Source organism: Bacillus sp. N5-665, assembly GCF_022637375.2.
In the GTDB taxonomy this organism is placed as follows: Bacteria; Bacillota; Bacilli; order Bacillales; family Bacillaceae_G; genus Bacillus_A; species Bacillus_A wiedmannii.
In genome coordinates this window covers 91,803-104,181 of the sequence record NZ_CP093325.1, presented here as the reverse complement: position 1 = coordinate 104,181, position 12,379 = coordinate 91,803, and the positions used below count along the sequence as shown (strand labels likewise).

General features: G+C 36.4%; 15 protein-coding genes. 6 read left to right on the top strand and 9 right to left on the bottom strand.

Annotated features, from left to right (window positions below; genetic code table 11):
• The first annotated feature begins 90 nt into the window (after positions 1-90).
• Entirely contained in the window at positions 91-513 is a 423-nt protein-coding gene (cwlJ, locus tag MNO09_RS02780) for a cell wall hydrolase CwlJ (RefSeq protein WP_000538163.1), read from the top strand.
• A 27-nt stretch (positions 514-540) separates the two neighbouring features.
• Positions 541-969, top strand: coding sequence for a spore coat protein GerQ (gerQ, locus tag MNO09_RS02775; RefSeq protein ID WP_000068648.1), 429 nt, complete (start codon positions 541-543; stop codon positions 967-969).
• 31 nt (positions 970-1,000) lie between these two features.
• Here the strand turns inward: gerQ and MNO09_RS02770 are convergent, their stop codons facing one another.
• From MNO09_RS02770 to MNO09_RS02760, 3 genes are all read right to left on the bottom strand, one after another.
• A complete protein-coding gene (locus MNO09_RS02770) occupies positions 1,001-1,369 on the bottom strand; it encodes a DUF423 domain-containing protein (RefSeq protein WP_000688324.1) in 369 nt (122 codons plus the stop codon).
• 65 nt (positions 1,370-1,434) lie between these two features.
• Complete coding sequence (locus tag MNO09_RS02765; RefSeq protein ID WP_001167358.1) at positions 1,435-1,722, bottom strand: YwdI family protein; 288 nt, start codon at positions 1,720-1,722, stop codon at positions 1,435-1,437.
• A 6-nt stretch (positions 1,723-1,728) separates the two neighbouring features.
• Positions 1,729-2,721, bottom strand: a complete 993-nt coding sequence (locus MNO09_RS02760) for a potassium channel family protein (protein WP_000994006.1) — start codon at positions 2,719-2,721, stop codon at positions 1,729-1,731.
• A gap of 95 nt (positions 2,722-2,816) precedes the next feature.
• Here MNO09_RS02760 and MNO09_RS02755 point away from each other — a divergent pair, with 95 nt between their 5' ends.
• The 3 genes from MNO09_RS02755 (at position 2,817) to MNO09_RS02745 (ending at position 5,706) form a co-directional block, all read left to right on the top strand.
• Positions 2,817-4,100, top strand: coding sequence for a purine/pyrimidine permease (locus MNO09_RS02755; protein WP_140399267.1), 1,284 nt, complete (start codon positions 2,817-2,819; stop codon positions 4,098-4,100).
• 281 nt (positions 4,101-4,381) lie between these two features.
• Positions 4,382-5,203 carry a Cof-type HAD-IIB family hydrolase gene (locus MNO09_RS02750; RefSeq protein WP_048560450.1) on the top strand — a complete coding sequence of 274 codons (822 nt, stop codon included), beginning with the start codon at positions 4,382-4,384 and terminating at the stop codon, positions 5,201-5,203.
• Between the two features lie 209 nt (positions 5,204-5,412).
• Positions 5,413-5,706 (top strand): DUF3817 domain-containing protein, encoded by a 294-nt coding sequence (locus MNO09_RS02745; RefSeq protein ID WP_000953396.1) that lies wholly within the window; start codon positions 5,413-5,415, stop codon positions 5,704-5,706.
• Between the two features lie 41 nt (positions 5,707-5,747).
• On the opposite strand, the gene MNO09_RS02740 is transcribed toward MNO09_RS02745, so the two are convergent.
• Genes MNO09_RS02740 through MNO09_RS02720 form a run of 5 tightly spaced genes read right to left on the bottom strand, consistent with a single transcriptional unit; the run spans position 5,748 to position 10,213 of the window.
• Positions 5,748-6,425 carry a uracil-DNA glycosylase gene (locus MNO09_RS02740; RefSeq protein WP_088107524.1) on the bottom strand — a complete coding sequence of 226 codons (678 nt, stop codon included), beginning with the start codon at positions 6,423-6,425 and terminating at the stop codon, positions 5,748-5,750.
• A 19-nt stretch (positions 6,426-6,444) separates the two neighbouring features.
• Positions 6,445-7,437: a DUF2705 family protein gene (locus tag MNO09_RS02735; protein ID WP_001206503.1), complete on the bottom strand. Its 993-nt coding sequence runs from the start codon at positions 7,435-7,437 to the stop codon at positions 6,445-6,447.
• Entirely contained in the window at positions 7,430-8,347 is a 918-nt protein-coding gene (locus MNO09_RS02730; protein ID WP_088107525.1) for an ABC transporter ATP-binding protein, read from the bottom strand. Before MNO09_RS02730 ends, MNO09_RS02735 begins: the two co-directional genes overlap by 8 nt.
• Positions 8,344-9,225: an SGNH/GDSL hydrolase family protein gene (locus MNO09_RS02725; protein WP_116480677.1), complete on the bottom strand. Its 882-nt coding sequence runs from the start codon at positions 9,223-9,225 to the stop codon at positions 8,344-8,346. The genes MNO09_RS02730 and MNO09_RS02725 overlap by 4 nt, the downstream gene beginning before the upstream one ends.
• Before the next feature lie 10 nt (positions 9,226-9,235).
• Entirely contained in the window at positions 9,236-10,213 is a 978-nt protein-coding gene (locus tag MNO09_RS02720; RefSeq protein WP_000181999.1) for a LacI family DNA-binding transcriptional regulator, read from the bottom strand.
• Between the two features lie 97 nt (positions 10,214-10,310).
• Here MNO09_RS02720 and MNO09_RS02715 point away from each other — a divergent pair, with 97 nt between their 5' ends.
• Positions 10,311-10,937 (top strand): YczE/YyaS/YitT family protein, encoded by a 627-nt coding sequence (locus MNO09_RS02715; RefSeq protein ID WP_000943426.1) that lies wholly within the window; start codon positions 10,311-10,313, stop codon positions 10,935-10,937.
• A 30-nt stretch (positions 10,938-10,967) separates the two neighbouring features.
• Here the strand turns inward: MNO09_RS02715 and MNO09_RS02710 are convergent, their stop codons facing one another.
• Positions 10,968-12,263 carry a homoserine dehydrogenase gene (locus tag MNO09_RS02710; RefSeq protein WP_088107526.1) on the bottom strand — a complete coding sequence of 432 codons (1,296 nt, stop codon included), beginning with the start codon at positions 12,261-12,263 and terminating at the stop codon, positions 10,968-10,970.
• Positions 12,264-12,379 lie beyond the last annotated feature (116 nt).

Below are 12,379 nucleotides of genomic sequence, written 5' to 3'. Positions count from 1 at the left end.
TCTCATACGTATGAACTAGTAATCGTTACACACTTCATCTAGAAATAAACCTCTTTCCACAAGGTATTCCAAAAAGAGAGGTGACACATAATGGGTGTTATTGCTTATAACGAAGAAGATGTAAAGTTATTAGCTAGACTGATGCGTGCTGAAGCCGAAGGAGAAGGACAACAAGGAATGTTAATGGTCGGAAACGTAGGAGTAAATCGTGTCCGCGGAAATTGTTTAGATTTTAAAAAAATACGTAATTTACGTCAAATGGTTTATCAAAATCCTGGCGGTTTTGAGGCAACGCAAAAAGGGTATTTTTATCAGCGTGCAAGAGAACAAGATATCGCATTAGCAAGGCGAACGATTCAAGGACAACGTTTTTGGCCCGCCAACTTTTCCTTATGGTTTTTTAGACCGGAAGGCCCTTGTCCGCCAACTTGGTATAATCAACAAAACTCTGGTCGCTTCAAAAAGCACTGCTTCTTCCAGCCATCTGGCGAGGATTGTCCTGGCGTATATTAAGGATTGATAATGAGGAGGGATTTTTGAATGGCACAGCAACAAAACCCGTATTACGGAACAGGTTTCTATCAACCATCTGGAACTTATGTACAACCGCAACAAATGACCCCACAGCAACAGCAACAACAGCAAGCAATGCAACAACAAGCTGCGCAAGCCCAATATGCCGTTTCTCAAGGCATGTTACCATTAGAACAGTCGTACATTGAAAATATTCTTCGCTTGAACAAAGGCAAGCAAGCCACCGTTGTAATGACTTATGAGCGTGGTAGTTCGCTCGGTACACAATCTTATACAGGTATTATTGAGGCAGCTGGTCGTGATCATATCGTAATTAGTGAGCCCCAATCAGGGAAACGTTATTTACTATTAATGATTTACTTAGATTATGTAGAATTCCCAGAAGAAATTACTTATTTACCTAGTCAACAAGCAACTTATGCTCCAAGACCATAAACAAAAGCTGGCGTATGCCAGCTTTTGTTTTTTATAATCCTTTTACAACTGCAGTTCCGACTAAGATCCATGCCACGATAAACGCTACACCACCAAGAGGTGTAATTGGGCCAAAGAACTTAATACCTGTCGTACTTAATGCATACAAACTACCTGAAAACATAATAATCCCAGCTACCATAAGCCAGCCAGCAGTAGTTAAAAGTGTTGATTGAATTTTATCCATTAATAAAGCAACTACGAATAGTCCACCTGCATGAAACATTTGATATGTAACACCTGTTTTCCAAACTTCTAACATTTTTGCAGAAACTTTATTTTCTAAACCGTGTGCTCCAAAAGCCCCTAACGCAACAGATAGCCCTGCCGCAATACAACCTAGTAAAAAGAAAATTTTCATCTTAATTCCCCTTTTTTTACCTTTATCATAAGCAATTTTTTCATATAAGCCAAACGATTTATCTTCTAAAAATCAAATAAAGAATTACCGTTTGCGCCTTCTTCTTTTATATAAACAGGTTCTCCAGAAACCGGCATAACTGGTTGAACTGTCGTCATAGGCTGAGAGCCAATTACTTGTGATGGAATCTCAGGTTCTCTATACATAGAAGGCTCAGCTTGTTCATCTAATAATAAATCACATAACGCTCGCACAACTAATAAATGCGCTTTTGATTGTTGCCCTTCACTGCTTTTTGCCTTTGCAATTTCATTCGCCATTTTATTTAAAATCTTATCGCTCGATATTTGCATTCCTTGTCACCTCTTACTTTGTAGTTCTTTCTCAAATTGTCCTAGCTTCTCTACTGAACCAAACACTATTATCATATCATGTTCTTGTAGTTTTTCCTGCCCCGTTGGATTATGTATAACATTCCCATTTCTCAAAATCGCTAATATTGTTACATCAAATTTATTTCTCACATCACTCTCTAGTAACGATTTACTAGCTAAAATAGAACCCTTGCCGACTGCAATTTCTTCAATTACAAATGACTGATCCACGCCATATAGTACTGTATCAATATAATGAACTGTTAGCGGATTCGCAATACCTTTTGCAATATGAATTCCTGCCATGCTAGATGGATTAATCACCTTATTTGCCCCAGCCCGCTTTAGCTTATCTTCAGTTTCTGGTTTTTCTGCTCTTGCCACAATTTTAATTGCATCGTTTAATCCTCTTGCCGTTAATGTAATAAATACATTTTCAGCATCATTTGCTACGATAGCAACTAAACCAGCTGCCTTTGAAATTCCAGCATGATGTAACACTTGGTCTTCCGTTGCATCTCCATGTACATACAAAAGTTTTTCCTTCTCTAATATGCTTTCATCTTTATCCACAACGACAAATGGAATGTTCTTTTCTTGCAATTCATGTACAACTTGAAGCCCCACTCTACCACAACCACATACGATAATATGATTTTGTAACTGCGCTATTTGTTTATCCATCTTCTTCCTCCGAACTGCATGAAATAAATTCCCTTCAATAATCATAGCTGCCACTACACCAATTGCATATGTAACAATACCGACTCCAACCGGTATGATAAGAAGCGCAAAAACTTTTCCTGCCTGTGTTACAGGAACGGCATCTCCGTACCCAACAGTTAATACAGTAATCATCGTCATCCAAAATGCTTGAAACAAACTAATCTCTTCAATCGTCATAAATCCTAACGTTCCTAGAATTACAACAAAGGTCATACATATAACTGCTATCCATAATTGCTTACGTGCATTCATATCGTGTTTCAACTCTTTTCTCTATCTACAATCTTTGCCAGTGGAAATGAAATACATATATACTAGATACGGAATCTATGAAAGAGGTTGATATAATGAAAACATTTCTTTCCGCCTTACAATGGGCGCTATTTATTTTAGCTGGGAGCCTTATTGTACCAATTAGCGTCGCAACTAATTATGGTCTCGATGGCGCTGAAGCTATTGCATTCGTACAAAGAACATTATTTGTTCTTGGCTTTGCCGGCCTACTGCAAGCTATATTTGGACATAAACTTCCTATTCAAGAAGGTCCTGCAGGCCTTTGGTGGGGCATTTTCTCCCTTTATGCAAGTTTAGGTGTCGTATTATTTGGATCCAGCAACGAAACGCTTAAAGTCCTTCAGTACGCCTTCCTATTAAGTGGTATTATTTGTATTATTCTTAGCGTTTTTGGACTCATCGATAAACTAGTTCGCTATTTTACACCGACGGTCATTGGAACATATTTATTTCTTCTTGTCGCGCAACTTAGCGGGTCCTTCTTAAAGGGAATGTTCGGTCTTGACGGACAACATACAGAAGTACAAGCTGACGTATTTATTCTTTCACTCGTTGTTATTTTACTATCCTTTTTCATCATGAAGCTACCTATTATCGGACAATATTCTGTTCTTTTCAGTATCGTCTGCGGCTGGATATTATTTGCATGCTTCGGATTATCTAATCCAGTAACACCTGTGACAGATATAATCCGTTTTCCGTCTCTATTTGTTTTCGGAATGCCTCGTGTTGAATGGAATATGGCAATTACAGTCGTTTTCGTTACACTATTACTTCTAACAAATATGTTAGCAAGTATTCGCGTTGTGCAAAGGATTGTCTCTAAGTATGAAAAGAATGCAGCACCAGATCGTTTCAAACAAGCCGGCATTATAACAGGAATAAATCAATTGCTAGGAGGCCTTTTTTCAGCTATTGGACCTGTCGCGATTTCTGGATCAGCAGGATTTATTGCAACGACTAATATTTATAAACGACTCCCCTTTATGTTAGGGTCAAGCTTTATTATTTTCGTTAGTATATTCCCAAAGATTACTTCATTCTTTGCGGCGATACCTGTCGCAGTCGGATATGCTGCCATTTACCCTGTATTTGCAAGCATGATTGGTCTTGCCTTTCGCGAATACGAAACAGTACAAGATAAAGAACGGTTATTTAAAGTAGCAGGTCTTTCAATCTTTACAGGAGTCGGAGTTATGTTTGTTCCAGCAGGAGCATTTTCTACACTCCCACCATTTTTAGCATCATTTTTAAGTAACGGTCTTGTTCTTGGATCTGTAATGGCAATTTTGCTCGAAATACTATTTTCTCGTTCTACAGAAAAACAACCATCGTAAATTGGAAAACTTCCATTATTGCACTCTATCTTTAGAGTTGTTACGATAATGATAAAGTGCAACTTTAATTAATGAGAGCTATTCATCTTTACTAATGATTAGCTCTCACCGATCGGGCATTAGCAGTATAAATTATCATGGGCAACATGCTCGTGGTAATTTATACTAAAAATACAGAACTTCTCCTAGCTTCACATAAAGAAGTTCGATGTCTTACTATATATTCCCCAATATCTTCATAAAACTTTATTTCTATTTCAACAAAGAGAGGAATTTTCAATATGACTTATAAAATGATTGTTTTAGATTTAGATGATACTTTATTACGTGACGACCATACTATTTCACCGCGTACGAAAGAAGCTTTAATGACTGCACAAGAGCAAGGTGTAAAAGTTGTACTTGCTTCTGGACGTCCAACTTTCGGTATGCGCAATGTAGCGAAAGAACTCCTTTTAGAAGAATATGGAAGTTTTATTTTATCTTTTAATGGCGCAAAAATTATTAACTGTAAAACAAACGAAGAAATCTTTAGTAGTACTCTATCTCCTGAAATCGTTCACAACCTATTTGAAATTAGTAAAACTGAAGGTGTATGGATTCATACTTATATTGGCGATGATATCGTAACAGAAGAGAATAATCCTTATACTGAAATTGAAGGCGATATTACTGGTATGCCAATTGTTGTAGTAGATGACTTTAAAACTGCTGTTAAAGAGCCTGTAGTAAAAGTATTAATGAATAAAGAAGCTGAACGACTTGTTGTAGTAGAAAAGAAACTACAAAAACAACTAGAAGGCCAATTAAGTGTTATGCGTTCTAAACCATTCTTCTTAGAATTTACTGAAGCCGGTGTTACAAAAGGAACAAGCTTAAACCAACTGATTCAAAAACTTGGCATTAAGCGTGAAGAAGTTATCGCAATGGGCGATAGCTATAATGACCAAGCGATGATTGAATTTGCTGGTCTTGGTGTTGCAATGGGCAATGCACCAGATGATATTAAAGAAATTGCAAACTACGTAACAGATACAAATATGAACGATGGCGTTGCAAAAGTTGTAGAGAAGTTCGTACTAAAAAGAGAAGCACTTGTTTAATATTTTCACTCATAAAACCTATTTGAAGTCAAACACTTCAAATAGGTTTTTATTTAAATTCTCATGCTTTTGTGACTATATTTTGAACTTTGCACTATTCTCGTAGTGTAAACTTTCTTTTTGTATATAATGGAATAAAATAGACTATTTTATTTTGAAAAAGAATACAAATTTACTATATACAAGCATACATTAAAGGAGGCTACTTCATGTTATCTACACCAATCGGACGATTAAGAGCAATTGGACTTGTTGAGGGGATTTCTTTCCTACTACTATTATTTGTAGCAATGCCATTAAAATATTTTGCAGGATTTGCTACAGCCGTTAAAATTACAGGCATGGCTCATGGTGTTTTATTTATTCTATTCATCTTTGCGGTAATTCAAGTAACAATCGTACACCGTAAATCAATTTTATGGGCACTTGGAGCATTCGTTTCATCAGTTATCCCATTCGGTACGTTTGTACTAGATGCAAAATTAAAGAACGAACAACAATAATAACAAAAAGGTAGTTAACGACTGTTAACTACCTTTTCTATTTATAGGTTTGGAATTTCCCAATCAATTTCTCTCTCGCCCATATTAGCTAAAATCGTATTTACTTTAGAATATGGTTTACTACCAAAGAAACCACGTCTTGCTGATAGTGGGCTTGGATGTACAGATTCGATAATATGGTGCTTCGTATTCGTAACTAACTTTTTCTTCGCCTGTGCATGGCGTCCCCACAATATGAAAATAACCGGCTTTTCACGTTCATTTAATAGCTCAATTACGCGATCTGTGAAATGCTCCCATCCTTTCCCTTTATGAGAATTTGCTTCACCTTGTCGAACTGTTAGTACAGTATTTAATAATAAAACTCCTTGCTCTGCCCACTTTACTAAATAACCGTTATTCGGGATTTCATAACCATATTCATCTCGAAGTTCTTTATACATATTTAGCAATGATGGCGGCGTTTTAATACCAGGTTGTACCGAAAAGCTTAAACCATGCGCTTGATCCGGTCCGTGATATGGGTCTTGTCCTAAAATAACGACCTTTGCATTTTCATAACTTGTATATTCTAGAGCATTAAAAATATCTTCTACTTTCGGATAAACAACATGTGTGCTGTACTCTTCTTTCAAAAAACCAGCTAGTGTGCGATAGTATTCTTTCTCAAATTCCAGTGCCAATAATGGCCCCCAATCATTTTTTAAAACATTTTTCATGCTTTCACTTCCCGTCCAATTAATTCACCATATCCTGCTTTGTAAATACTACAAACGAAATAATAAGGGACACAACGGCCCATACAGTTAAATTCATTAAAGAAAACCCCATCGATAACCCTTGTAATGCAGGTAATTTTCCTGATAGATAATCTGTTAATGATAAATTCACACTAAAAATATATTTCGCACCTTCCCACGATGTTGCGAATGAGCTTAAAATACCACCTGCAATTAGAGCGGCTAACATAACGCCCATACCAGCTGGTGTATTTCGAATTAAAACGGAAACCATAAATGAAATAGTTCCGACAACGATAGCAACAAACCAAGCTAATCCATACGCCATCAAAATATATTGCCACTGCGGAATAAGATGTACAAAATTCGTATTTAACGTTTCCTTATCAATAACAAACCCAGTTAAAACGGGTAAATTCCATCCTGAGTATCCAAATACAAGCCCTGATAATACGTAAGCAAACAAACCGACAAGGAGCAGTATGAGTGAAATGAAAAATAACATCGTCACGTACTTACTAAGGAGTATTTTCCAGCGCCGAATCGGCCGCGTAAGTAACATCTTCATCGTTCCATCACTTCGTTCTCCTGAAACAATATCAATAGCTACAATCATTACAAGAAGCGGAATAAACAATGTAATTCCTTGCTCAATAAACGCCCTTACAAAAGTGGGTGCGCCCGGTGCCATCGGGTTAATATCATGATCTAAATAATATTGTTGCTGCTCCACTCTTACCTTTAGCCAATCACGCCATTCTTCTGGTAGTCTAGAATTGTTCAAGCGGTTTTGAGAATCAACAATTTGTTGTTGCAGCGAAACTTTCCAATCCGTTGTACCTAGCCTTTTTTGTGTCGTTTCTACTTCACGATACTGCGCATACACAAAAAGTGGGATCAAGATTGCTAAAATAAGCATGACAACAAAAATACGTTTCTTACGATAAATTTTCTCCGATTCATTTAAAACTAGATTCGCAAATTCACGCATGCTGCTCACCCCTTGTGAGTTCAATAAATAAATCTTCTAGCGTAAATACAAGCTCCTTAACGCTATGCACATCTATCCCATTTTCTACAAAGTTTTTATTCCAACTACTTATAGATGCAATATCCATGCGGCATAGTAATCGATTATCTTCTATACTCACTTCTCTTACTTCCTTAGCATCTTCTAGCATATCTTTCGCTTTAGAAATCGGTGTAACAATCCATTCTACACGATCACTTGCTGTTTTAATTAACTCCTCAATCTTGGCAACTGTTATCATTTTTCCTTTATGAATAATCGCAACCCGATCGCATATCATTTGTACTTCACTTAGCAAGTGACTTGAAATAAACACACTCATATTTTCTTCTTCCACAAGCTTATGTATAAATTCCCTAAGTTCTCTAATTCCAGCTGGGTCTAAACCATTTGTTGGCTCATCTAATATGAGCAATTTTGGATTTCCAAGAAGCGCTTGCGCAATACCAAGGCGCTGTTTCATACCAAGTGAGTACGTTTTTACCTTATCGTGAATTCTTTCATCTAAATGAACCATTTGAGCAATTTCAATAATACGTTCATCTGATATACCACCTAGCATACGGGCAAATTGCTTTAAATTTTCCCATCCAGTTAAATATGTATACAGTTCTGGGTTTTCAACGATACTCCCTATTTGACGCATCGCTTCTCTGAAATTTTCCTTAATAGAATAACCACCGATAGAAATCGTACCTTCTGTTTCTTTAATCAATCCAACTAACATTCGAATTGTAGTTGTTTTTCCGGCACCATTCGGCCCTAGGAAGCCAAACACTTCCCCTTGTTTTACATCGAAGGAAATATTCTCTACAATTGTCTTCTTTCCAATTACCTTCTTCACGTCTCGTACGGAAAGTATCGTCGTCATTTTACCCCTCCTTGTTCTAGTTTTAATTTACTCGCAACATTTTGAACTAATCGGTCTGCCATATATGTATACCCTACTTCATTCGGATGGAAATGATCGGAGTATAATAAATCTTTCCCGCGGTTTTGGAATAAATCAAATGTCGGTGTAATATATACATTTTTATCATTTAGCGCTAATTTTTCTAAAGATGCATTCCAGTCTACAACAATGTTTGAAGACCCTTTTAAATCTTCTACATCTTCAAAAGGATTATATAAACCTAGCCAAAAAATAGGACTATCTGTATTTAACTTACGAATTTCTTCTATAATTTTCTTTGCTTCATTCTGGAATGTTTCTGTATCAGGACGGTATGTTTCTAAATCTACCTTTCCAAGCGATTCCCAACCTGGAAATAAATCATTCCCTCCAATCGTTAAAACGATTACATCTGCTTGCTTAATTGAATATTGAGCGCCACTACTCTCCATTTGTTTTAATAAGTCCGGCATTTTCGCACCACTAACAGCTAAGTTCGTTAAAGCAACCTTTTGCTTATAATCTTTTTGTAAATCTTCTTTCACCCTTCCAATATAGCCAATTCCTTCTTTATCACCAACACCACGTGTTAATGAATCACCTAAACTAACGATTTGTAACGTTCCCGTTTTCTTTTTCTCTTTTGCCACTACATCGGTCTTTTTAATTAAATTTGAAGCTTTCGGATTTAACACATCATTTACACCTGAAACAAAGCCATATGCAAATAAACAGAAAGATGCAATTGTAATGAGTAGAATTACTTTTACTACTTTTGATCTCATATCAAAACCCCTTTTAGCCCTCATAGATTGTCCATAATTATACCAAACGCAATTTTGAAAAGCGATTTTCACACCTTATCTATTATGTTGTTTCCCTATGTACTAGTTCTGGCAATAACTCTACGTGCTTTACATCTATTTTCTTATCATTAATCTTTTCATATAATAATTCAAATGCCTTCACGCCAACATTTTTACTACAATACGAAATCGTCGTAATGCCTAAAATATCTGCGACATCTTGATCATCACAACCGATAATCGTAATATCTTCTGGAATACGAATTCCTTGTTTTTTTGCTTCCGTTACCATTCCCGCTGCAATATGGTTGCAAGATACAAGAAACGCAGTTGGTTTCACTGACATACAGACCCATTCCCTGATTACATTACGTCCATCTTCCACTGTAAAACAGCCCTTAAACTTCCAGGCCTCTATCGGTGTTACAGCAATCTGTTGAAGCGAATCCTCATACGCTTGTTTTCTTCTCTGACTATTAATGCTATTACTTCTTCCAATGCAATACCCAATACTTGTATGGCCGGCATCTATTAAGCTCTTCATGCCGCGCGAAAAGACTTTATAGTAATCAATATGCACACTCGAAATGAAATTCGAGTCTATTTCTTCACACATAACAATTGGACCAAATTTCGTATATTCTTCAAGCTTTTCCTTACTATTTGCTCGGGAACATATAATAACCCCATCAAGCTTTTTCATTTTTAACATATTCAAAATTTCTAATTCTCTTTCCTCACTATAATTCGTCTGACAAAGCATCATATTATAGTTATTCTTTGCTGTTTCCTTTGATATTCCCTCGATAATAGCGCTATAATATTGATCATTTACGTGCGGTAATAAAACACCAATGACATTCGTTTTTCCTTTCACTAAATGAATTGCATTCACATTTTGCGTATAATTTAATTCTTCTATAATTGTTAAAATTTCTTTTCGTTTCTGTTCATTCACATATGGATGATTATTCAACACACGTGAAACAGTTGAAACAGATACTCCAGCAAGTTCAGCAATCTTCCTTATATTCGTCATCTCATTTTCCCCTTCTCGCAAAAATTCTCCCTTGACCTGGTAAGCTTTCCACAATATATCCTTTCCTAGCAAATACATTTTGAAAGGATATACAACTATGCTTCGATTCAAATTAGAATATATATTTTTCATTGGCGGTCTACTCACTCTCGCCATCGGTATTAATATGATGACGACAATTACTTCCTTTGGACTTAGCCCTTATGATTCCTTCTTTATTGCACTATATCAAAATTTCGGGATAAGTATCGGTTTTTGGATTTTCATGATTAACTTTGCTTTTACCCTTATCGTACTCTTTTGGAATAAAAAACAAATTACGATCGGTACAATTGTAACGATGGTTCTTATTTCTCTTTTTGTTGATTGGATTGGTTCCATTCCAACTATTATGGACGCTATCCGTTCTCTTCCAAAATATATAACACTTATTTGCGGAAATCTATTCGTTGGAGCTGGGATTGGTCTTTACGTCTCTACAAACCTTTGCGCAGCACCTCAAGAAGCTTTCGTTTTAACCGTTGCTGAGAAAAAGAAATGGACATTTAGAAGAACAGAAATTTCGTTAGCGTTTTTATTTTTAACATTAAGCTTCCTATTAGATGGACCTATCTATTTTGGAACAATCATCTTATCCTTTACAACAGGCTGGATTATCCAAGCATTTATTCAAATTGGTACGAAGATTTTAAATAGAAAAGAGCCTGTTAAGCAAGCTGCTTAACAGGCTCTTTCTGTTTTATGATAAGGGACGCTACTTAGCATCCCCTTCAATTCGATAGTTTGCTTTCAAACAATCTATTTCTTCATACCCTTGCAACGTATGTAGAATATAATCATAATCAGCAAGAGACGCACGATGCGTCACGATTACAATTTCAGCCTTCCCTTTCTCTTCAAGCGGCATTTGAATAATCTTTTCAAAGCTAACGCCGCGCTCAGAGAATAATGAAGTAATTTTTGCAAATACACCAATTTCATCTTTTACATGAAGTCTTAAAAATTTCTTCACAACAATTTCGTCTGGCTCTTTTAATACTTTTTTATACTGCGGGGATACCGCACTATTTCCGTTTACACCTAATCGAATATTTTGCATTACAGCTACTAAATCTGAAACAACAGCTGTTGCTGTCGGTAAACTTCCTGCACCTGGCCCATAAAACATCGTTTCTCCGACCGCTTCACCATACACATATACAGCGTTATATTCGTTTTGCACGGCCGCAAGAGGATGTGTATTTGGAAGAAGTGTCGGTTCAACTGTTACCTCTAATTTTTCACCATCTCGCTTCGCAAGACCGATTAATTTAATCGTGTATCCTAAACTCTTACTGTATTCAATATCTTCTTCTGTAATAGAAGTAATCCCTTTTACCTTCACATCTCCAAGCTCTACATTTGTAGAAAAACCAAGGGTAGCCAAAATCGTCATTTTTCTCGCTGCATCTAAACCTTCCACATCTGATGTTGGATCTGCTTCTGCAAATCCAAGTTGTTGGGCTTCTTTTAACACGTCGTTATATGCTCTCCCTTCATCTGACATTTTCGTCAAAATAAAATTTGTCGTTCCATTTACAATTCCCATTACTTTCGTAATAAGATCTGAAGAAAGTCCTTCTACGATACTTCGTAAAATCGGAATCCCTCCAGCTACACTTGCTTCATAAAATAAATCTGCTTTATTATCTTTTGCTACCGCTAACAGTTCCGCCCCGTGTAACGCCATTAAATCTTTATTGGCAGTCACAACATGCTTCCCGCTCTGTAAGGCTTGCAAAATATATGCTTTTGCATCATCAATACCACCCATCACTTCGATGACGACGTCAATATTTGGATTATCTAAAATTTCATTTGCATCTTTTGTTAATAGAGTAGAAGGTACCTCTACTTCTCTCTCTTTTTCAATATTTTGTACTAATACTTTAGTTACTTTTACAGGACAACCTACTTGGTGGATAAGTCGCTCTTGATGATCTGTAATGATACGAACTACACCGCTACCAACTGTCCCAAGACCTAATAAACCAATTTGAATTTCTTTCATAATCCTGTCCACCCCTCAAAAATTGTGTTTAGATGAAATTATATGAGTAAAAAATCTGAAAAACAATGTTTTTTGAAGATTCGGAAAAATATAAGTTAATCTTTACAAAGAAAACG